The following is a 22,050-nucleotide window of genomic DNA, read 5'->3' as shown; positions in this document are numbered from 1 at the left end:
CGATGCAATTCATTGCCGAGGTTGAGTATCCGCTTCAAGTGATCGCGCTGACTTATTGAACCAACGAGGATCGACATGGCGGACGAAGAGAATGAAGTACAATCGGATTCTAAATCACCCTCAGATAGCAAGCCTGCTTGCCCGGTCTGTGGCGGCCAGCTCATCGAAATCCGAGCCAAGTTCCAATGCTCGCGTTGCCATCGCATCTGCGAAACGTGTTGCGAAGGTGGGCGGGGATAGCGGGGTACAGCCAATGGTCAACATAGACGAACTTTCATTTCTCTACGGCACGGCCTGGAAGGAAGATGCGACGCAGCAGCTCACCTTGATGGCGCTGCAGCAAGGCTTCCGTGGCATCGACACTGCAAACCAGCGGAAGCACTATCACGAAGCAGCGGTTGGCCAGGCGATCACGGCTGCGATTGAGCAAGGCTTGGTAACTCGCGACGAACTGTTCCTGCAGACGAAGTACACATTCATTGGCGGTCAGGATCAGCGGTTGCCCTACGATCCACACGCTCCGATTGCTAAGCAAGTCGAGCAGTCCTTGGCTAGTTCTCTGAAGCATCTTCACACCACCCGAATTGACTCTTACGTCCTACACGGCCCTAGCCAGCGGGTGGGATTGGGTGCGGACGATTGGGCTGCTTGGCGCACCATGGAAGCGGCACAGTCGCGCGGCGAGATACGGTTCCTGGGAATCAGCAATGTGGCACTCGATCAGCTGCAATTGTTGGTGAGCCAAGCTGAGTCACCGGTGACCTTCGTGCAGAATCGCTGCTACGCCGCACGGGGCTGGGATCGGGAAGTGCGACAGTTTTGCGTGGCGAACAACATCAAGTATCAAGGCTTCTCGCTGCTTACGGCCAATCGCCACGTCCTTGGTCATCCCGAGATTGTTGCGTTATCGCGCAAGCATGGCTGTAGTCCTTCGCAAGTCATCTTCCGGTTTGCAATCGATGTCGGAATGCTCCCCTTAACGGGCACGGCGGACCAGTCCCATATGCAGGCCGACTTGTCCGTTCACCAGTTCTGCCTCACGGCCGCTGAAGTCGCCGCCGTGGAGCAGCTGGGGTAAATTGCAGGCAGCCCCCTTTCCAGTGAAATAACAGCATGTGCGGACGCATCACGCTACGGACGAACATTCACACCATCGCCAACGAGCTCCAGGCTCCGCTCCCGGGACTTGAGACCGTCCCACGCTACAACGTCTCACCCGGCCAGTTTGTCCTTGCCATTCGCGGGGCCGACCAGCGTGAAATTGTGCAGCTGAAATGGGGCCTCATCCCGAGTTGGTCGAAGGACGCGAAGATCGCGTTCTCTTGTCTCAACGCTCGGGCCGACACCGTGAAAACCAAGCCTGCCTTTCGGTCAGCGTACAAGTCGCGCCGGTGCTTGGTGCCCGCGGACGGATACTACGAATGGCTGCGCGAGGGCAAAGAAAAGCTGCCGTACTTGTACGAGTTCGGTGGCGGCAAGTTGTTTTCGCTCGCTGGTCTATGGGAGACCTGGACCGATCCGGCCGTCGCCGGTGCACTGCCGCTTCAGACATTTACACTGATCACGACCGAGGCCAATGAGTTGGCCGCAGAGGTCCACGACCGCATGCCCGTAATAGTCCATGCCGAGGATCGGCAAGCCTGGTTGGCGGGGGACGAGATTCCGCTGGTTCCCTACGAGACCACCGGCATGTCTGCACGACGGGTAAGTAAGGTTGTCAATAATTCTCGGAACGAAGGAGCCGAGTGCATAGCTGCGCCGTAGATACGATGCCTGCCATCTTGCTTTTGCTTCTCGTTAGCGTTGACCTCGACGCGCTGGCCAAGAATCCTGGCGTTGCCAAAGTCGAGAGAGTACTTCCCGGCGGCAATCTGATCATTCACGTGCTCGATTGGCATTACGTCAGTAAGGAAGAATTGGGCAGAGTCGAAGGACTCAAAGGTGCAGAGCTTGATGCTGCGCACGCCAATGTCTTGGCTCAGGCCGCGGCCGTTCACAAATCGAAGTTGCAGATCCTTCGGGATGTGCCGGAAGTATTTCAGGAAGGACTAACGGACCGCAACCAGACAGTCGTTGCGGCGGAAATAAAGTCACTAGCTCCTTATCACATCCTGCTGTGGCGCGACGGGGTAGATGATCCTGATCACGAACGAGGTTTGTTGAGGTTGGGTGCAGCGGGTCCGGCTCTGGTGGTGGTAGCAGCGGCTCTGGTTCCGATGGCAGCAGTGGATCAGGTTCCGGTAGTGGCGGTGGTGGAGATTCGGGCAGCGGCACTGGCAGTGGCCGTCCCGTGGAGGGACGTATGTGTGGTTCAAGCAGGGCGTGCCGCCTGGCCCGTAGTAAGGTAACGCATGTACTTCCCCAGATTCGCATTCAGTTTGAAGTTTGTCTTCATCGCGATCACACTCATCGCGGTCTCCGTGGTCGCGATGAAGTGGTGGTATATGCGGACGACGGTGCTGCTCAGAATTCGCTCGTCGGATCCGCGCGCGATGGTGCTCATCGATGGCGTGCCACAAACACTGCCGACATCCCGGCGAGTTTCCAGCAAATTTCTGTTTGCCGGCCTTGCCGATTTCGGAGACAACACAGGCGTGTTTCTGGAGGGGAAGGGATCGGACCGGATGAAGCTCGAGTTCGTGGAGTGGACCGGAGGTAGCAGCCCTCCTGAGGACGGAAGCAAAGTCCCAGTCTTGGACAAATCGGACTATAAGCCGATCCCCATGACGAAGTACAAGTTTACGTTCAACGGCCCTCCTGGCGTGGTCGATGTGTGGCTGCGAAAATGAATTAGTTTACCAAGGTGATATGACCGATGTCCTTGTTCTCTTCCGCCACTCCCAGCATGGCGATGAAGAGTTGCGGTATACCCTGCGGAGCGCGGAACGTTTTGTCGAGGGCCTGGGCAAGGTTTGGATCCTGGGCGATCGGCCCGAGTGGCTGACGAGCGATCGCACCGTCGAGGAACGTGTCGAGCGTCAGTACTTGGCTCGTCCCTTCCGGTTCAAGGTGCCCGTCCGGAACGCCTACTTGTTGACCCTCCTGGGGTCGCTTATTCCCGAACTTAGCTCCGAGTTCTTGTAAATCTGGAATTTCTCCGGCAGGTTCGGCCTTTCGAAGATATGTCCAAGTACAAAAGTCGCGGGCGGGGAGGAGCGTAGCAGCAACATGCCCGTGATCCTGCATCCGCCGAAAGTTAAAGTGACGAGGGAGAAATGGACTCGCAATCCACGATTGAAAATCTGATAAGCCTGCTCAGACGAGGTGACAAGGACGCTCCCGAGGCACTTTGGAACCGTTATTATGCGCGGCTCGCCCAGCTGGCACAGTCACGATTGAATTCGCGACTGCGAAAAGTTGTGGACGAAGAAGATGTCGCGCTGAGCGTCTTCGATACGTTCTGCCGTGGCATCCAGAATGGCAAGTTTCCCGAGTTGAATGGTCACGATAGTTTGTGGCCGCTTCTCATGGTTTTGACCTTTCGCAAAGTGACCAAGCACGCCGCCAAACAAGCGGCGCAGAAACGCGGCGCTGGGAAAGTCGTTGGAGAGGCCGACTTTGGGGAGAATGAAGAAGCTAACCTCCTGGCGCAAGCCATCGGTAACGAACCTTCGCCCGAATTTGTGGTGGAGATGGAAGAGCAGTGCAATTATTTGCTGGGCTTGCTCAGTCCAGAACTGCAACCTGTTGCGCGTGGAAAGCTAGAAGGGCTGTCGAACTCGGAGTTAAGCGATCGGTTGGGTTGCAGCTTGCGAACGTTGGAGCGACGCCTCGGCCTCATTCGCCGTTGCTGGCAAGAGTATCCTGCTAATCAGTGACGATTTCGTTAGAAAACTCCGCGTCTTTGCGGATGCGTAGCATAAACCGAATTGCGCGCGTAATTTGCTAATTGCCTGGCGGGGCCGGTGGAGTTTTCCACATCTTAGATCAGGACATGTGCGGCGTCGCACAACTCAAGGCCTGTCGAAGAGTGAGAATCTGATGCTGGGCACCATTAATTGGCGAGACCGCGAAGGTTGCCGTTCCCTGGCGCTCGTTGGGCAGGAAGTGGTCATCGGCCGATCATCTCGCCACGCAATCGCTCTGCTTGGTCGCGGCGCCAGTCGTTGGCACGCACGGCTGTTTGCGGTGGCTGGTCAATACTTCGTCGAAGATCTGAATTCGCAAAACGGCACGCGTTGTGACGGCCGGCGCGTTTCCTGCAGCCTGCCGCTGCTTGGTCAACACGTGCTCGAGATTGGTGATGAAAAGATCGAGGTTGAAATGAAACCTCGCCTTGATGCCGAGCCTGCCGACAACTCGACGTGGTACCGAGAGCAGCGCAACTATTGGTTTCGTTGCTGGTGGCGATTGTCTTGGACCCAGTTTTCCTTCGGCTGGGGCTGGGAACAGGCGGAGGCACAGTAGCTAACTTCTATGGCAGGAACTATCGAGCAGCAGTTGCAAACTGAGCTGAAAAGCCTGGGCTACTCCTTCGCCGAACTGGCTGGATTGGGAGAAACTGGCCCGGTTTATCGCGGACGTTGCCAGGCGACCAACGAACCGGTGGCGATCAAGGTTTTGAATCAAAAACCAAACCCGCATGATCCGCCGTTACCGACTGATGTCGCTGGCTACGTTCGCTTAATCGCAGTGCATCAAGTAGCTGAGAAGATTTTACTCGTCAGCCCTTGGATTGAAGCTACCAGCCTGGCGGCGACCCTGCGCAGTTCGGGCCCAAGGTCGAATCAACAGGCGATTGAAATCGTTCGAAAAGTTGCGGCTACGCTCACTGCATTGCACGAGCAACGTCGCACGCACGGTAGCTTGAAGCCGAGCGACGTTCTTCTGTCCAAAGACAATACGGTTTACATCCTGGATGCCGGTTGGCCGCGATCTGCCGAGCGCATTGACGATCCCTATGCTCCTCCCGTCAATGACGACGCAACTCAAGCAGACATTTATCGCCTTGGCGGCATCCTCTACGCGTCGCTCACGGGGCAAGCTCCGGCGCCGGTGAGAAAATCGCCGCATTCGATCGTTGATATTGCTTTACTGCGGCCGGACCTGCCTCGCGATCTGGCCGAAATCTGTCGAGGCTGCTTGGCGACATCGCTTTCCGAGCGATACGCAACTGTCGCGGAGGTGGGTGAAGATTTAGATCGCTGCGAGCGTGCGGAGACAATCCGTTCGCGCACCTTGGGACCACTGGGAGCAGCGGCGACGGTGTTTGCCGATGCGCCGTATGCGTTTGTGACGTTGGCTGCTGTAGCAGTTGTGCTGCTGTTACTGAGCCCGGAAATCGCGTTCCACAATTTTCCATTGAACTCGCGCCGCTGGCACTTCGAAGCCATCGCACCGGCGGGCGCGCTGACCGGCCTCATCCTCGGCGCGTTCATCAAACTCCAAATTCAAAAGTTCCCCACGCTCATCGGCGCGTGCGTGGGCTGCGGATATGGATTGCTTACGGGCCTGCTCTTGCCGGTAGTGGCAAGCACTTCGGCCGGCAAGTTACAGACGTCGTGGGGAGCCGCACTGCAAAGCCTGGCTGCTTTCCTTCCGCCGCTGTGGATTTCCTTGATCGGGATGCCACTGATCGGAGGACTGTTGGGCATCGGCTGGTCGTCGCTGTCTACTCGCGATGCGCGTTGGCGTAGCCAATGGCGATGGTGGTTTGCCGCCGCCGTTGTGTGCTACCTCCTCTCGTATTGGCTCTTTCTGTTTGTGCAAGACTTCCCAGACCTCAGAACACCGCTTCTTTGGTGCCGCAGAGTTACCATGTTCTTCGCTGGCGCCGCATGCACGCCGCCGCTCGGAAGTTTTTTGAGCGACGCAGCGCAATCGATGAGCGGAATGAAACGAAAAGCTCCCGGACACGCGCAGCTAATGGTCTTATTGAGCGTACTAGCTGTAACGTTGCTCTGGCGAACTATGCCCGTTGCCGCGATTCCTACCAGCAGCAGTTTTTTTGTGTTCACCACGCTCACTCCACGTCAAGCGTTCGATCCAGCTGGGGGTTGGCTTGCTGGATCGCTTACATCGAGCCCAGTGCCCACAATCCTGCTGATTGCTGGCGCGACGTTTGGCTCGCTGTTGCTCGCAGTTTGCCTGCGTGCTCCGACATTGGCGATTGTGCTGCTGGGCGGTGCATTGGGAACGGCAGTGGCGTATCTGATTGCGACACGCATCGAGCAGGATCTGCTCTGGTCGTATCGTCTGCTGCCAATGCTGGTTGTCATTGCAGGCGTAGGCGTCGTGGCGCACCTGATTGTCAATCGTCTGCCGCCACGATGGCGACTCGCACTGCGTTCCGAAAATGAATCGCAGCAGACGAAGTCTTGGGCAGACAACGAAGGCTGGCTGCTGGTCGGTTTTACTTTTGGCGCGATCTTGATCGCGGCGATTGTGTTGCCGCCGTTGTGGTCATTGACCGGCTAGTTATTCGTCACTTCCTTGCGGTGTCCTTCAGCAGGATCAGTAGCAGACCTAATGATGTTTTATCCGGTTGCCATCGCTGCTTTCTCGCTGTCGCTGGTCTTGTTTCTCATGGGGCAGTTCGCGGCTTGCTCGTATTGGCTGGTAGTCGGTTGCGGCACTTTGCTGCCGGTGAGGTTTGCGGCGCGAATTGATTCAGACGCGCGGTTTGTCGTGCCGCTCCTGATCGGCAGTGTGATGCTGATCTTGTTTACCGAGTCATCCGACTTGCAGATGCTCAACAGCATATTTGGCATCGGCGTGTGCCTGGTGCTTGCCTTCATGTTTGGCCGCTCGTTGTACGACTACGACCAAGACTTCGGCTTTCTCTGGGGTGGTTGGTGGCCAACAGTCGTGCTCGCAACCTTCATTAGTTTGACTCAATTGCTCGCCAAACGGGGCTCGCCGTTTCCTGGATTCGACCAGCTACTGACGGGTATCTCGTTCGTTCCTGGCAGCTTCAACTTCTTTGAGAGTGGCGATGCCACCGAAGATGCTGGGTTGACGCGTCTGCTGGTCGCCTTCACCTCGATGGATCAATCCGAAGATGTTGCGTCGATTCGAATCGCCATCTGTCGACACCTCTGGTTGCTGCTGATGGCGCTTCCCTTGGGATCGCTGTTGCAGTTGCTTTCGGTAACTGCCTACGACATTCTGCGGCCCAACGAATTGGAAGCCGAAGAAGGCACGCGCCTCAGCTCGTGGAATTGGCTAGGTCTGCCGCTCCTGGTGTTTGGATTCATCATTGCTCCGCAGAGCACGGTGCTGTTGCTGCTGCTCATGATTGGCTTGAGTACAGAGCTGCGCGAGTACGTGCTGAAGCAGCGTTGGCGATGCGTGCTAGTGGCTGGGATTGTGTTGTGGGGCTGCTTTGCCGCTTTTTCCGGCGAGTGGCCGCCGATCACGCGCATGGTTCGACCCGGTCTGTTCGCGCTGGGGTCCGGTAACAATATTGCCTATCGCGCGTTGCCCCTCGACCAACGAGTGTTGTTCGTGCTTTCTTTGCTCGCCGATGTTGGTCCGCGCGACGCATTAGTGCGGGGCGGGATGTGGCTCCTCGCCTTTGCTGTGGCGGCACCGCTGGGCGTAGGCATCCGGATCTTCAGTGTGTGGTTCTGGCGTGGGGTGATGAAATACGAAAGCACACTGGAACATGCAGTCGACCGTTGGAATGCGGCCGATCCGACGGTCTCGGAAAGCTTGGCAGAAACAAACAATGAAGTCGAAGTCCGACAGCAGGTAGAGTTGCCGGCAACGATCGATTCCACGGAAGGCAGCAAGCCGTCCACTAGTTTTGCCGAGATTGATTTCGGCCAGTACGAAATCCTGGATGTCATCGGTCGCGGCGGCATGGGACGCGTTTACAAAGCGCGTCACAAACGACTCGGTCGCGTGGTAGCTCTGAAAACTATTCTTACCGGCGCGAGTTCGCACGGTGGCGCGATGCGACGGTTTCAGGAAGAAGCCGAGTCCGCGGCAGGCCTCGATCATCCTACGATCGTTCCCGTGTATGAGTTCGGCAGTGCAAAAGGAGAGCTGTATTTCACGATGGCCTATATCGAAGGCCAGAGCCTAGCTCAGCGACTTGCGACGGGACCAATCGAGGCCCGGCAAGCAGCCTACTTTGTGCAACAGGCCGCTATTGCGGCAGCCTTTGCGCACGAACGCGGCGTGGTGCATCGCGATCTCAAGCCGGGCAACATCTTGCTCGACCGGGATGGCAGCGTGAAAGTGACCGACTTTGGACTCGCGCGGCGGCTCGATGTACTCGAGGCCGACAGCGAAGCACCGCTCGATTTTCCGTTCCTCAACACTTACGAAACGGTTTGCCGCCTTACTCAAACCGGCGCAGTCATGGGCACGCCGGCGTACATGGCGCCGGAGCAAGCCTTGGACGCCAAGCGCGCCGGCCCGCCAGCGGATGTTTGGGCACTCGGCGCAGTTTTGTTCGTCTGTTTGACGGGGCGTCCTCCGTTTCATTCCGAAAATGCGATGGAGACCCTGACGCTACTGATCGAAGCCGACCCTCCTACGCCGCGCTCGCTCAATCCAGCAGTCGACTTCGATCTGGAAGCGATCTGTATTCGCTGCCTTCAGAAAAAGGAGGCCGATCGCTATGCGTCAGCAACCGAACTTGCCGCCGATTTAGATCGTTGGTTGCAGGGACACACGCCCCGCGCTGCGCGGCTGACCTGGCTAGAGCAGTTGCGGCGGTTTGATGTGGCGTATCCCGAGGTCCTGGCGTTAGCGACGGGCGGCGTCGCTTTCCTGTTGGGAAATTTGCAAGAAGCAATCTTCGTCACAATCGTGATCGCGATGATGAGAACCGTTTCGCCTGGGCCCAACTGGCCGCAGATTCTGGCTTCTGGAATGATCTGGGGCGTGATCAGCATCGTGGGCCCCATCGTGAGTATGTTCAAACACGCTACCTGGGATGTGCCAACCGATGAACTGCTTATCAATTTCAATGAGCCAGCCGTGAATATTTGCACGCTGCTCAGTGCTCTTGTTGGCGCTCCGGTGGGAATGCTGTTCGCATTTGGCGGCGAAGCCGTGGCAGGCAAATCGGAATCGCTGCGCTGGTATTGGCGAGGCACACTGCTGCTTGCCATTGCTGGCTTTATCGTAGTCTATGTAATGACAACCACGGCTCGTCATTCTTCGAATTTCGACAAAACAAACATGTTTTGGACGTGGTTCAATCGCGATGGTGGCTTCGTGCCGGCGCTACTCATCGTCGTGCCATTAGCCATTTCTGTTGGCGCGTTGCTGCAGCGGATGCAAGCTCGCATCACGCGACTTCGCGGCGCGAGCGGCAAGTGGGCGCGATTATTCGTTCCCACGGCGGTCGCCTGCGCCGGTTGCTCCACACTGCTGGTGGCTGCACTCATTCCGTTCAGCGAGACTCGAATCGCGCTCGATCTCACTGGCTACTGCGGTCCTGGGCCGCTCCTCACGCACGCCGAGCAAGTCTTTAGAGATTTCACGGGGTTGCCGGTGTTGCCGACGTGGACGATCATTTTCTTTAGCAAGTTTTTCCTGCTCTCCCTGCCTATGTTACTAGTGACGGCCATCGTCTCTTGGCTCTTGCGCGAGAGGGTAGCGAAATGACCTCCAACGAACCAACATTGCCGTTCGAGCAGCCGGGCAGTCACGGTGATGAGAAGACGCTTCCCGTCGATGCCGAACGCATTTCGCAGTTGGGACTCGAAACGGCATTGCACATCGATCGGCTGTGCGCGGAATTCGAGCAAGAGCTGCGACGCGATCTTAATTGCCGCTTGGAATCTTGGTTAGCGAAATGTTCCCCGCCAGAACGCCTCGCTGCGTTTCAAGAATTGCTCGCCATTGAGTGGGAAGAGCGAGCTCGACACGGCAAGGAGTTTGCTGCGACCGAATACATCGATCGCTTTCCTGAGTATCAATCCGTCATCGAACGCTTGGTGAAAATTCGCAAGGAATCGGCAACCACGCTCGGACTTGTCGAATTGCCCGCGACTTTGCCGATTGTCGATAAGGCACCGACTACGGCCCGTGAGTTGTTCGGTGAGTTCGAAATCTTGAGCGAGATCGGCTACGACGGTCCATGGTTGCTGCGAAAGGCCCGGCAGACGCAACTCAATCGCATGGTGATCTTGAAGTCGCCAAAGCTGGAAACCGATCCTGCCAAAATGGAGGCACTGGCGGCCGCCTTACATCAAGAAGCCGAGACAGCGGCCAAGCTCGATCATCCGGGCATCTTGCCGGTGGTCGGCAGCGGCGAATGGGAAGGCGTGCCGTATCTTGCGCTGGGCAGTGTCGATGGCGAAACACTCGCTGACAAGCTTGTGCGCGGGCCGCTCGATAATCGACTCGCCGCGGAATATGCACGCCAGCTCGCAGAGACCCTTTTCGCGGTCCATCAAGCTGGCGTTCGGCATGGAAACCTTCGGCCCGAAGACATTTTTATCGGTCGCGATGGCCGTTTGCGATTGACCGGATTTCAGGCGGCCGACATCTTGCCGCGAAATCTCACCTCCTTCACAGCGCCCGAACGAAGGCCTGGCTTTAGCTCGGCGATCGACCATCGAATCGACGTTTACGGCATCGGTGTCCTGCTCTACGTGATGTTGACCGGCCAACCGCTCTATCAAGCTGACAACGACTTCGCGCTCTGGGGGTTGATCGCCAAAGGAAAGTTTCGACCGCCGCGCGAATGGAATCGCCGCATCGATCGCGACCTCGAAGCGATCTGCCAAAGGGCCCTCGCGCCCGATCCCTATAATCGTTATCGCGGGCGATTACCAACACAAACGTTGATCGCCGATCTGCGACGCTTTTTGAGCGGCCACGCGGTCGAGGCTCGGCCAGACGCCTTCTGGCGTAAGCCGTTGTTGTGGGCGAGGCGCAACCGCCGACCATTCGTCACAGCGGTGGCAGCACTCTTGCTGTTGGTGTTAGCCATCGGCTGGGAACGCTGGCGAGCTCAGCAGGCTTGGAGCCGAATCCTCACGGAACAAGTCACCGTAGCAGATGCCGAGTCTAGCCGCGCGTTCTTTGCCCGCCGAGATTACTTTCAGCCTCACTACGAAGAGTTCGCGGTGGGGAGAGCACTTGCAACGTTGCGCGCGCGGGGCCCCGAGGTTGCCCTGAAGGAAGTTTGCCTCCCCGAGTCGCGCCGGCCGCACTTCGCGTTTCGCCAAGCCCAGAACAAAGCCTGGAATTCAACGCTCACTCGCATTCAATGCCAGATTGCCTTGCGACTGGGTTATTACCATGTGGCAACCGCTCTGTTGGGAAAAACTGAGCAGCTGCCACGTCATCCAGCCGATTTGGTGTTGAGTCTGGAAAACGCTGTCTTGATGAACGATGCGGACCTCTTAGCCGTGAGCGTTCGGCGTCACGATGAAAAAGCCATCTTCGCTGCAGCCAAAATCGATCCTAGCAATGACCTCATTCGAGCGCTACTGGAAATCGAAGGCACCGCGATAGATCGTACAATCCACAATCGCGATGGCGAACCTCATGCGGATGAGTATTTTCCGCGGCAGTCCTACTCGGCAGTTGATAACGTACGTCTAACGCTGGCGAAACTTCAGCCAAAGCTGTCGCAGTCACCGGGCGCAAGACGAGCGATTCCTAAATTGATTGTGGCTTACGCAGAGGCCGGGCCGAACAATGGAGAGCGGCTTCTCCAGATATTGAACTCCATCGATCCGAAATGGCGAAGTTCGCCGGAAGCGCGCGAGGCAATCGGACCTGTGTTTGCTCTCAAAGGCATAACGTTCACGGAAACACGTGAAGGTCTGCAGGCCCGTGCTAAATCAGTAGATGATCTGCTGCTCAGCATCGATCCCCAGTGGTTGTCAGCTAAGGAAGCGGAAGCTGCCGTGCCGCTCCTGGCGTCACATCTCGAACAGCAGTCCCAGTTATTGGCCGGTATGCGATTGCAGGGGCGTCAGTCACCAAATCAAAGATACGAGCCGTTATGGGCCGCATATGACATCTTGAAATTGCTTGGCCCGCGCGCGAAACAAGCTCGGCCCGCTTTAGAAAAGATGTTGGCAGAAGGTGATTTACCACGGATGGTTGGGGCCGCCGGTCTGGCCGCGATTGATCTAAACTGGCTACAAACGGCGGAAGCGAAGCGATTGCTGAGCGAGGTCATCGCGAGCTATCCCGTTGAGTTTGGCGTGATGAACGACGCCCAATTAAAGGCCCGTGAACAGTCGCAAAGGCCAACCGGAAAGCCAATCGGCGCACACGATTTTGCCCTCGCCCTTAAGAGCTTGTCTGACGCAGACCGTGAGGCGGCAATTGTCGGCCTGATCCAAGTCCTTCCCGACGAACGAGCGTTGGAAGCCCTAGTTCAATTGGAAAAAGAATGGCAGCTATCCCCGTTCGTTCGCGAACTTGTTCCGTCGGTGCTCATCGCTCTTCAACAGGATCAGCCGCCGCTTCGCGTCGCAAATCTATGTTGGCTGCTCGGCAAAATTGGCACTGAGAACCGTGCGGCACAGGTTGAGCTGCTCAAGCGGATCAATTCCGTTGAGAGCGTCTTGGCGCAAAGGCCAATCTATGAACTGGTGCGAGGCCAACCCACCGCGGGCCCTGTGAGCGTTGGTGAAGTGGCCTGCAAGTCGCTGGACTCGCTGAATCCCCTGTGGCGTGAGGATCCATCGATTCGCGCACACCTCAGCAGTGCTATTACCGCATTTCTGCACGCCCTCAGTCGCAGCGATAGCTACTACAACGGCAACTACAACACAATTTTGGTATCAGTGTGCAACTTGCCGCTCATTCTCGACAACGAAACGGAGCTGTTCGACGACCTGTCGACGGGGATAGATGCAGACAATTTGTATGCCCGCAGTGCCTCTCACAAAATCATAGCCGCGCTCGGTTGGCGAGGTGCTCGATTCTTGCCAGTGCTGACGAAAGCAGCCCGCGAGCCCGGTGCATTGGGCGAACTCTCACGAGCGACCATGCAAAGCGTATTGTTCAGTGCGCACCAATCCCCGCTGTCGGTAGTTGAATTGCGCGCAGAAGTTGGTGATGCGCTCGACCTCGAAAATCTGTTGCCATTGCTTACCTTGCCGCGCTCCCCAGCCCGCAAGGATCTGGTGCAACTACTCGATCATCAAGACCGTGCCTGGCGTGAAGCCAGCGCAACCTCCGCCGCGTGCAAGCAATGGCAGGCCGAGCTTGAGCAGGGCGTAGCTTCCGCAGAATGGGCTCGCGCGGCAAGCGCGCTGCACTTGTGCGACGAGCTTTCGCAGAACGCACAACAAGTCTTGATAGACCGTTTTCAGGGGACCAACTCGGTAGGTGATAAGCGAGAAGCCATGCGCGAACAGCGACGCTCGGCCGCTCATCTCATCGGCGAAATGGAACTCGCCACTCCCGCGGTCTTGAAAGCGCTACTCGATTCTTACATCTCCCAAGGATCGGCGAATTACGACGATTACGTTGCTTCTTCCGCCGAAGACGCGCTCGCCAAAATCGGCGTCGCCGCGCTCCCTGCCACGTTGGAACGATTGGCCACTGCGGACGAAAAGCTGCGCACGCGGTACTTTCATGCCGCGATTCGCGAAGACGCGAAATTGATGGCGAATCCAACGGTGCAGAAACAAGTCGAACAATGGTGCCGCGATCTCGCCGAACGGCCAACCGAGTCGCCGGCAATTTTCGGATTGCATTACTTCAGCAATTTGCCAGCCTTCGGAATAACGCCCGCCAGCGTCTTGCCGGCACTGCGCACATGCCTCGCCGAGCGCAGTCGCTGGCGAACGGCTGCGCCGATCCTGGGCAACTTCGGCCCCGACGGCGCAGATGCGCTTCCCACGTTGCTCTCGCGCGTCGTCGGCAACGATTTGAGTGCGACCGACCGCGAGTTGCTTTGGAACACGGTCAATAAGTTGGATCCGTGGGGAGCGCCCTCCGCGCAGGTTGGCAAGGCATTGGAAGAGCAAAACGCAGTCGCCGAACAAATTCTGGCGCAATGCCTCAAGGAGATTCCGCCACCCCCTGGCATGGTTTCCGAAGCGTTCGGCCGCTTGACTGGCAAATCGCAAAAAATGACGCAGGCAGAAAGAGAAGCCATGCAGCGCGCCTTCCGGGTTCTCGGGCATTTGCGGGCAAAAGCGCAGCCCGCCGTTCCCATTTTGCTCGAATCATTCCGCGGCAGAGCAGACGAGCGTTACACTCTCGCGCAGACCCTAGGACGTATTGGCCCTACCGCCCGAGAAGCGATCCCAGAGTTGGTTCGCGGTCTCACCAGCGACGAACACCTGACCAGAATTGTCTCTCAGTCTCTGAGCCTGATCGATCCTGGCTGGAATAACACACTCGAGTTTGCCGAAGTACGACAACTGGTTGCAGCCGAATCGCTGCGGTCATTGCAAGTACGGAATCCGCCCTGGAAGTATCATCTAGCTCTGGCTACGGTCAGCGGCATGTATCAGCAACAATCTGCAGCAGGCCCCGGTGAAGGCGAATTCATTCCAATCGATCTTTCACCGTTCGCCAACGAATTGCTGAAGACCCGCATCGGCACCGGCGAAAATCACCTCGAAGCAGTTCCTCAAGGATCCTTTAGCTGCAACGGTTGCCAGTTCATTATCGGCAGCCGCTATGTCCATCTGGCCGGCGGCTGGGATGTCAAAGTGAACAAATCGACGAAGGCGATCCCTCTCGACCTGCATGCCCACCGAATTCATTTCCTGCATTCCACTTGGGCGGGAAGTCACGAAGGCCTGGTCGTCGGTCGTTACTTGGTGCGATACACCGACGAATCAGAGTTGATCGTACCCATCGTCTACGGACTCAATATTTCGGATTGGTGGGTGCACAAAACAAATACTCGTCATCCGCTTCCTTATGCCGAAACTGCATGGGAAGGCACTAATCCGCAGGCCGACGCCTCAGGCTGTAAGCTCGTCCTTAATCGGTTTACTTGGGTCAATCCCTATCCGAACAAGCAGATTCAATCTGTTGAATTCGCAAACATACCGAGTTCAGCCAGCGGCTGCTGCCTCGTGGCGATGTCTGCCGAGCAAGTGCCGTAAATGGCAAACTAAAGACTCATTGGGTCGCGGGGCCTTGCGAATCGACGAGACGCCTTCGGCGTGTCAAACCGAAGCATTCTATTCGGTCTGTCTTGAATTCCGATGACGCACGACAGCGCTCGCATTCATGTCCGCAGCGGATGCGCACCCATATTCCGTTATAGCGAACGATTCCGGCACATGAGCATTCCGCCGCCAAAGCCCACCAGCAGTGCGACTGCGCCAATTCCAATGGCGGCCCAAGTGGCAGCACGCGATACTGCCGAAATCACGGGATTGTCGAACAAGCTGGTCGAAACGTGCAGATTGGCGATAAGCCATTTGCCATTCTTGTCGATCAGCGTCACGCTCCAGCGCGTCTTCAGGTCGAATTCGTTGCCATCGCTCAGTTTGTAGTGGTCGAGCGAACTTCCCGTCGCGACTGCCGTGTCGCCGTTGTGCAGGGCAGACAGTTCGTCGACGGTCGGCTTGATCGTCATGCTTTCGATGCCACGTTTGGGCCCGACCAACATGCGATCGAGATATTCGCGCACACCTTGCTTGCTGCGGATGGATTTCAACTCCTTGCCATCCTGCGCTGTCAACACAACATTCTCGTCGAGCAACGCCACGAGAGCATCGAAATCTTGCTTACCAAACGCCGTGAGAAACTCTTCGCGAACGGCTCGCAGTTGATCGTGAATTGCTTCCGCCCGCGCACCGCCCGTCGCGACCTTTTCCGGCTCTTTGGCCGGCTCATTCTGCCCCGCACTCGCCAACGAAGCCGCCAGGGCAATCAGCACTACAATAGTTCGCATCAAAGTGGTCACCATCGGCATCTGCAACTCCTTAAAAGACTGCCAGCATTCGACCTACAGCTCAAAGCATACGGTCTCGGGACCAGCGGCCTGCGCGGGGAATTCACCATCTCGCAGCCAGGCGTCGATCCATGGTCTTAGCAGGTCGGCCTGCCAAAAAGTATACGCCTGTTTTCCGAATCGCGCGATGTTCCGACTTTGGCTGGCGAGTATTTCGCTGTCTTGCTTTAGCACTCGGCAGAAGAATAACCTCGCAATTGCCAATCGCAGCCAGGATGGAAGCCGGCCCTTCGGTAAGTAGACCTTCACGAACACATTCGTTTTGCCCGTGTCAGCCGGAGTGAAATGGGAAACGACGAGCAATTCGGTTCGCGCTGGTGATCGATACTCAAGCTCGGCCGTGAATGGAGGTATAAACCTGCCGAAGCTAACCTCACGTTCGGGCTCGAAGAGACGCGAGATCAAACCATGTTGCCGCTTCTCTCCGCGGTACTCTGCTTCGACCAGATCGTTCGATCGGCGCACGACGGCGGTGAATGATTGCTTCGCTTTGGCACTGCGAATGAGCCCCGCATGCACGAAGGGAGTGTGAGTCGCGTCGAGCAGGTTTTCGATGGCGTCTGGCAGCGTCGAATCAAGCGCTGCCGTCATGTTGAAGTTCTCATAATCGGCGTTCTCCGCCAGCTTCGAACGATACATTCTTCGGGCAGAAGTCAACGTAGGTGCCGCGACCCAGACCCAGCCATCGAACTCGTCAGCCTGCCAACAACGGAGAGTGACGTTGGGTGGATCCGCACAAATTCCTGGCGCTGCCACGCATCGTCCCGCTTCTCCGAAACGCCAGCCATGATACGGGCAGGTGAGTTCGCCACGCTCGATCTGGCCGAGTGACAACGGAGCGTTGCGATGTGGACAGCGATCTTCGGCGACGATGATCCCCGTCGACGAACGAAAGACAACCAGCGGCGTGCCCAACACGTTCACAGACAAGGGCTTTCTGCCGAGCTGCGCTGCTTCGCAGCAGACGAGCCAATGCTGGCCAAGGCGGTCGGCCAATGTGGTCATAGTTGGTACTTTCGCAGAATCGGAACTCCCACCTTCTGCATCAGGGCGGCTAGCGATCTCCACGCTAAGCGGCTGGCAAAGGACAGATGCCGGCAGTACACGGCCGTGTATTCGATGCACGGCTCGCCGCCACGCAAGCGTTTGAAGTGCGCCGCTCCGCTGCTTAAATTCAATTTCACCTTTCGCCGAACGGCTTCGTGGAGAACGATGGACATCAAACTGCGATAGAGCCCCAGGTTTTGCGGCAGGGACGTATCGTACCCGACCAGCGGAACCGTCATCACGCCGTTACGTTCGAATGCTCCAGCCACTCCGACCAACTCACCCGACGAATCTCGCAGTCCCCACATCGTGAGCAACTGACGTGCGCGAAACTCGTTGATGAGCTCTGCTGTGAACTGAGGGTTCTGTGGAGAGTACTTATCGACGTACAGCCAGCGATACAACTGCTCAATCCTCGGCGCATCACTGGCCTGCAACTCGTCGTGTGTCACGATTTGCAAGCCAGAATTGCGCAGCTGTTCGCGATCCCAAACATTGTTTGATTTCCGCAGAAAAGCTCCATCCTCGCCGTCGAAGAAATAGACCTGGCGGCTGGGAACGAGGAGATAGCCCTCGGCTACGAGCCTTTGCAGCAGGTCGGGATTGGTGACGTCGTTCAGTGATCGCCAGGTGATCGCGTGGCTCGGAAAACGCTCTGAAAGCATCTGCGTCAGGTCAGAAACATGTCCACAGTCAAACGGCGGGTAAAGATTTGTCGACAGCAGCCAATTGTTGACACACACAATTCGGTTGATCTGTGTGGCTCGCAGCAGGGGTGCGAGCGAAAATGTCAAGCCGCGCACGAGCCCCCGCACGAAGAAGTTGTCAACCTTCTTCACCTCGGACTGCGGATAGAGCACACACCCACCATACGGAGAACAGACGTAGGAATTGTCGTACTCCAGTTCGTTGATCGTGACCGGCATCAGAGCATCGTCAACGCGCAACACGGCCCAACGAGTTTCCAAGTTGCGAACCAATGAGTTAGCCGGACGAGACGTTAGCAGCTCAATCCAGTCGGCATCGCAGCCGCTTGCCAGCAATTCCTCGGGGGCGACCTGCAAAGGCTCGTCGATCAAAGTGACGGCACCGGCCATCAGATTGGTTCCCCATTCCATTCGATATCGAAGGTGGCAGCCCTCGTGAGTGGCTTTCTGCGGCGAAGTGCGGTCGCCATCACCTCCAGCAGAGAGATCGGGGAAAGAAGACTCGGGCCGAGATCATTCCAAGCAAACATCACATCCCTGGCTTCTCGCATGTCCGCGACCAGCGTTGCCAACTTTCTTTTGGCGATCGCTTGGGGAAGTGAAAAGAGAAGCACGATGGCTGCGAGCATCGAGGGCGGCGGCGATTGAGGTTCCAACAGTGCCCCGCTCTGATGCAGGAACGCTTCGGCAAGTGGTAGCGACTTGAGCAAGTGCAGGCCGCTGGTTGCCCGCGGATTGCATTCCAGCACGTAGAGTTTGCCGTCATCGGACTGGATCAGGTCGAAGCCGAGTTGCCCAGTAAAATGCAGTCGCGCAACAAGCTCTTGGACGAACGAGCGGATGCGTTCATCGTCGACCGCCATGAAGTAAATCCCGGAACCAATCCCCACCTGGTATTTGGAATAGTAGCAAGCATGCGCGCGCAAAACGCCATTGTGGGCCACACTATAAGTCGAAAACTCCCGGCCGCGAATCCGCCTCTGCATGACCCAGGGATCGGCGGCACTCGGCCGAAGCGTCGAAACGATTTCAGGCTTCGGCCCAACGAGCGTACGCGCGGCGAACCGAGAATAGACCGGCTTGAAGACCCAGTCGACCAAGTCTTGTCGAGCAATCCAAGCTTGCAAGTCGGCTGGACTTGCTGCGAGATGTGTTTCGGGTGATTGAATCGCAGACGAACTGCTCTTCACCAAACTAGCGAACGTCCACTTGTTGTGCAGTTGCTCAAGCCGAGACAGGGGTTCGGAAAAAACGGTCACCGTAGGCGGGAAGAGGTGCAACTTCGCAGCGATATAAAAAATCTCTTCGCACGTTGGAATCACCATGTCAATTTGGTGTCGGTTTGCGATATCGGCCAGGTCCTCGACAAACCTGGTGGGCGCTAAAGCCGGCTTCGCCACGACAAACGTACGCTGCGCAAATCGGCTGAACCGTGCGAGCGGCAGGCGGATGCTGTCAGCCAGAAAGACTTCATGCCCGGCCTGATGGAAGTGCCGGACGAGATCCAGCGTTACCGGTGCTCGAGCTCCCGTAAGAAGAATTCGCATTAGTCGGCGCTCCCAGGCAGGCGCGCTTTCACGATGCTGCCGAATGAATACCGATCGGCGATTTCTGGGCAGTGAGTCGGGACGATTTCGATGGCAGGATGCTGCTGCGACAATTCATGCAATTGATTTAGCGACGTCCGCATGTCGGCGACGGAATCAACGAAGCTGAAAGTCTTCCAGTGTGGCAAGGCATTCGCGCGCAGCGAGCCGAGGGTCCAAATGGCATCGGCTGCCAGCAGCGTTCGTTTTGCCGGACCTTGCTGCACGATGGCTCCGATTTGCCCGCGCGCGTGTCCCGGAAGTTGGATGAGCCTGACACTGCCGTCGCCGAACAAATCGTGCGTTTGAGAGAATGGCCCAAACCCTGGATCATGAAAGGATTCGATCGTATGCAGTCGCTTCGCGAAGTCATCGGATAGTAGCGCCGGCAAAAAGCCTCTTCGCAGTGCGGCGAAACCACTGCGACCGGCGACATCGCTCCAAGCGGCCTGCGACGAAATAAAATCGCTGCTGGGAAAATCACGCAGCCCGGCCACGTGATCGGCGTGATAGTGCGAGAGGATGATTCCGCGGATGTCGCGGGAGTCGATCCCCAGCTCTTGCAGTTGTGCTCGAATCGTGAGCGATTCGCTGCACACAACAGGGCTCAGCCGACCGTAGATGCTGTAAGGAAATCGCGCGGTCGCAGTGCGGAATCGCGGCGCGTATCCCGTATCGAACAGAAAGTGTCCAAACTGCGGATGCGTAATCAGCGCGCAGGTAGCGTGAAAAGGGATGATGTTTCTTCCCTGGCCGCGTTCCGCCAGATAGTACGGCTGGGGCGTGTAGCCGGTCGTGAATAGCTTCACGTCAACCGCACAAGTGCCCGCGGACTCGTCTCGAGCGGTCAATGATTCCAGCGTACGCTGTTGCCCTTCCTCCATCGACACGATCGCGCGATAACCCAACATCTTCTGGGCGGCGGCGGGGGAAAATGTCTGAGTCTTCGCCAGCAGCCCCACGCTGTAGGTTGTCAGCACTGGTTCGCCACGGCGGCGGCGAATGCGATGCCAGAAGGTCGCGAGATTGGCGATCGCTAATGCCGTTTTATACGAGACTTTGCGGCGTGTAGCCGGCATTTTCAAGTGTTGAAAAATGTGTTGGAGTGTCGGCCAGAGTAGAACCGGCGACTCGTTGGTAACGGTGCAAACATCGCCAGGCTCCCCCCGAACGATCGCAAGACAGAGAGCATAGGCGAGATTGTCGACATAAGTCAGGTCGACCAAATTGCTGCCGTCGCCGATCTGCGGCAGCCGCCCTTTACTTGCTGCCAAGAGCAAGCGTGGCAGCAGACTGTTGTCTCCAGGGCCGAAAACCGCACGAGCTCGGATGGTAACAGCATTCACCCCAGCCGCGACCGCGCGGCGAATGACTTCCTCAGCATCGGCTTTGCTTTTGGCATACTCGTTGGCAAAACGCATCGGTAGCGCGGCGTCTTCTTCCACAAGTAACTTGTCGATGAAATCAAAATGAATCGCCGTGGAAGAAACATGCACCAGGCGAGTTCCAGGCCGTTGCCTGCAGGCGTCGGCGACGATCTGCGTGCCTCTGACGTTGATCGCTTCAAACGCTTTAGCATCGCCCCAAATCGCCGCCAGCGCTGCCGCATGAATCACGACGTCATGGTCGAGGCAAAGCCGTTCGATGGCGGGTTGATCGCATAGATCTGACGCAACAAAAGTGGTTTTGGGATGACGAGCCCGTCCCTGGCGATAAAAGTTGCGACCAGTCACCGTCACTTGCTGACCGGCTTCGGCGAGAACACTGGCCACACGCGAGCCAACGAAGCCCGTGCCGCCAGTGATCAAAATGCGTAGCGGGCGATCGCGCAGTAGCTCGCGAACCGCTTCAACGACTCTGGGATCTACCATCGGAGCAATGCGGCTCCGATCGAAACGCCGGCGGCGGTTCCGACCAATAGCACCACGTCGCCGCGATCGATTCGGCCAGCCTCAGTGGCCAAAGCCAAAGCCATCGGGATGGAGGCGGCAGCACAATTTCCGTAGTCCGCGACAATGTTCACAATGCGATCGGTTGAAAAGCCAAATTGCTCCAGCAATCGCAAACCCGGTCCTGATGCCTGGTGCGGAACGACTACTTTCACTTCTTCGATGCTCGAACCCGCGCTCTCAAGGAATGTCGTGAGAAAGCTCTTCAACCGGGGACGGACGAAGCGATACAACCGCGGGCCTGACATGTGAAAGGAGAACAGGTCGTCGTAATTAGTCTCGAGCCGCGGCCGCGGATGATTCCCCGCTCGAACAGCACAAAGGTCGAGTCCGTCGGACCAGGTTTCCAGCTGTGAGTAAATCAAATCGCTGCTCGAATCGCCGCACAACTCGACAACGGCGGCAGCACCGCCATCTCCCAGCAGCGCTGCCGCTTCGGCTTCTTCGAAGCTCCTGCCGCGCGAGGCCAATTCGCCTGTGCAAATGAGAATTCGTCGGTAAGTCCCCGCTCGCAGCAGTCCATTGGCAACTTGCAGGGCAACGACAAACGACAAGCAAGTTTGATTGACGGTAAAGCAGGGGACGCGTTCGAGGCCTAACTCGCGCTGCACGAACGCAGCCGTGTCGGGCACGATTTGTTGTGCGAGGGCGCCTGCATACAGGATCAGGTCCGGGGGCCCCGTCGAAGCCAAAGCTTTCCGCGCCGCTTCGGCTGCGAGTTGAGAAGGCGAAACGTCATCGGCAGCAATCCGCCGGCACGACACGCCGGTGCTTTCTCGGATCCACTCGGCACTACGGCCGATGAGCGGAGCCAAGTCATCGGCCGTCTGAATGCTCGAAGGTGCGGCCATTGCGACGGAAACAATGCGCATTCCCAATGGACGAATCCTCCGTCGGCCTCATGA

At 57.3% G+C, this 22,050-nt stretch carries 16 protein-coding genes; 9 read left to right on the top strand and 7 right to left on the bottom strand.

The features are described from left to right. Window positions 1–91: 91 nt before the first annotated feature. Genes M9Q49_RS13370 through M9Q49_RS13355 form a run of 4 tightly spaced genes read left to right on the top strand, consistent with a single transcriptional unit; the run spans window position 92 to window position 2,789 of the window. The gene (locus M9Q49_RS13370; RefSeq protein ID WP_254509255.1) at window positions 92–1,078 is read left to right on the top strand and encodes an aldo/keto reductase family protein; all 987 of its coding nucleotides are present in this window, start codon (window positions 92–94) and stop codon (window positions 1,076–1,078) included. Window positions 1,079–1,113: 35 nt separating this feature from the next. Next, window positions 1,114–1,764 (top strand): SOS response-associated peptidase, encoded by a 651-nt coding sequence (locus M9Q49_RS13365; protein ID WP_254509254.1) that lies wholly within the window; start codon window positions 1,114–1,116, stop codon window positions 1,762–1,764. Between the two features lie 5 nt (window positions 1,765–1,769). Beyond that, entirely contained in the window at window positions 1,770–2,348 is a 579-nt protein-coding gene (locus M9Q49_RS13360; RefSeq protein WP_254509253.1) for a hypothetical protein, read from the top strand. A gap of 3 nt (window positions 2,349–2,351) precedes the next feature. Then, window positions 2,352–2,789, top strand: a complete 438-nt coding sequence (locus tag M9Q49_RS13355) for a hypothetical protein (RefSeq protein ID WP_254509251.1) — start codon at window positions 2,352–2,354, stop codon at window positions 2,787–2,789. Between the two features lies 1 nt (window position 2,790). Here M9Q49_RS13355 and M9Q49_RS13350 read toward each other — a convergent pair whose 3' ends face one another. Beyond that, on the bottom strand, window positions 2,791–3,186 hold the full coding sequence (locus M9Q49_RS13350; RefSeq protein ID WP_254509250.1) for a hypothetical protein: 396 nt from the start codon (window positions 3,184–3,186) through the stop codon (window positions 2,791–2,793). Between the two features lie 29 nt (window positions 3,187–3,215). Between M9Q49_RS13350 and M9Q49_RS13345 the strand changes: the two genes are divergently transcribed. From M9Q49_RS13345 to M9Q49_RS13325, 5 genes are all read left to right on the top strand, one after another. Continuing rightward, on the top strand, window positions 3,216–3,818 hold the full coding sequence (locus M9Q49_RS13345) for an ECF-type sigma factor (protein ID WP_254509248.1): 603 nt from the start codon (window positions 3,216–3,218) through the stop codon (window positions 3,816–3,818). A gap of 163 nt (window positions 3,819–3,981) precedes the next feature. Beyond that, complete coding sequence (locus tag M9Q49_RS13340) at window positions 3,982–4,407, top strand: FHA domain-containing protein (RefSeq protein WP_254509247.1); 426 nt, start codon at window positions 3,982–3,984, stop codon at window positions 4,405–4,407. A gap of 9 nt (window positions 4,408–4,416) precedes the next feature. After that, window positions 4,417–6,417: a protein kinase domain-containing protein gene (locus M9Q49_RS13335; protein WP_254509246.1), complete on the top strand. Its 2,001-nt coding sequence runs from the start codon at window positions 4,417–4,419 to the stop codon at window positions 6,415–6,417. Window positions 6,418–6,471: 54 nt separating this feature from the next. Next, the gene (locus M9Q49_RS13330; RefSeq protein ID WP_254509245.1) at window positions 6,472–9,564 is read left to right on the top strand and encodes a serine/threonine-protein kinase; all 3,093 of its coding nucleotides are present in this window, start codon (window positions 6,472–6,474) and stop codon (window positions 9,562–9,564) included. Then, entirely contained in the window at window positions 9,561–14,999 is a 5,439-nt protein-coding gene (locus M9Q49_RS13325; protein WP_254509244.1) for a serine/threonine protein kinase, read from the top strand. Before M9Q49_RS13330 ends, M9Q49_RS13325 begins: the two co-directional genes overlap by 4 nt. A 158-nt stretch (window positions 15,000–15,157) precedes the next feature. Here M9Q49_RS13325 and M9Q49_RS13320 read toward each other — a convergent pair whose 3' ends face one another. The 6 genes from M9Q49_RS13320 to M9Q49_RS13295 all read right to left on the bottom strand — a co-directional run bounded on the left by M9Q49_RS13320 (window position 15,158) and on the right by M9Q49_RS13295 (window position 22,017). Next, window positions 15,158–15,796, bottom strand: coding sequence for a YybH family protein (locus M9Q49_RS13320; RefSeq protein ID WP_254509243.1), 639 nt, complete (start codon window positions 15,794–15,796; stop codon window positions 15,158–15,160). Window positions 15,797–15,850: 54 nt separating this feature from the next. After that, on the bottom strand, window positions 15,851–16,861 hold the full coding sequence (locus M9Q49_RS13315) for an aromatic ring-hydroxylating oxygenase subunit alpha (RefSeq protein WP_254509242.1): 1,011 nt from the start codon (window positions 16,859–16,861) through the stop codon (window positions 15,851–15,853). After that, window positions 16,858–18,000 (bottom strand): GNAT family N-acetyltransferase, encoded by a 1,143-nt coding sequence (locus tag M9Q49_RS13310; protein ID WP_254509241.1) that lies wholly within the window; start codon window positions 17,998–18,000, stop codon window positions 16,858–16,860. The genes M9Q49_RS13315 and M9Q49_RS13310 overlap by 4 nt, the downstream gene beginning before the upstream one ends. Further along, the gene (locus tag M9Q49_RS13305; protein WP_254509240.1) at window positions 18,000–19,010 is read right to left on the bottom strand and encodes an ATP-grasp domain-containing protein; all 1,011 of its coding nucleotides are present in this window, start codon (window positions 19,008–19,010) and stop codon (window positions 18,000–18,002) included. Before M9Q49_RS13305 ends, M9Q49_RS13310 begins: the two co-directional genes overlap by 1 nt. 146 nt (window positions 19,011–19,156) lie before the next feature. Continuing rightward, window positions 19,157–21,067 (bottom strand): NAD-dependent epimerase/dehydratase family protein, encoded by a 1,911-nt coding sequence (locus M9Q49_RS13300; RefSeq protein ID WP_254509239.1) that lies wholly within the window; start codon window positions 21,065–21,067, stop codon window positions 19,157–19,159. After that, complete coding sequence (locus tag M9Q49_RS13295; RefSeq protein WP_254509238.1) at window positions 21,061–22,017, bottom strand: 3-oxoacyl-ACP synthase III family protein; 957 nt, start codon at window positions 22,015–22,017, stop codon at window positions 21,061–21,063. Before M9Q49_RS13295 ends, M9Q49_RS13300 begins: the two co-directional genes overlap by 7 nt. Between the last annotated feature and the right edge of the window lie 33 nt (window positions 22,018–22,050).

The sequence above is a fragment of the Anatilimnocola floriformis genome, assembly GCF_024256385.1.
Classification (GTDB): Bacteria; Planctomycetota; Planctomycetia; order Pirellulales; family Pirellulaceae; genus Anatilimnocola; species Anatilimnocola floriformis.
This window is presented reverse-complemented; position numbering and strand designations above follow the sequence as displayed.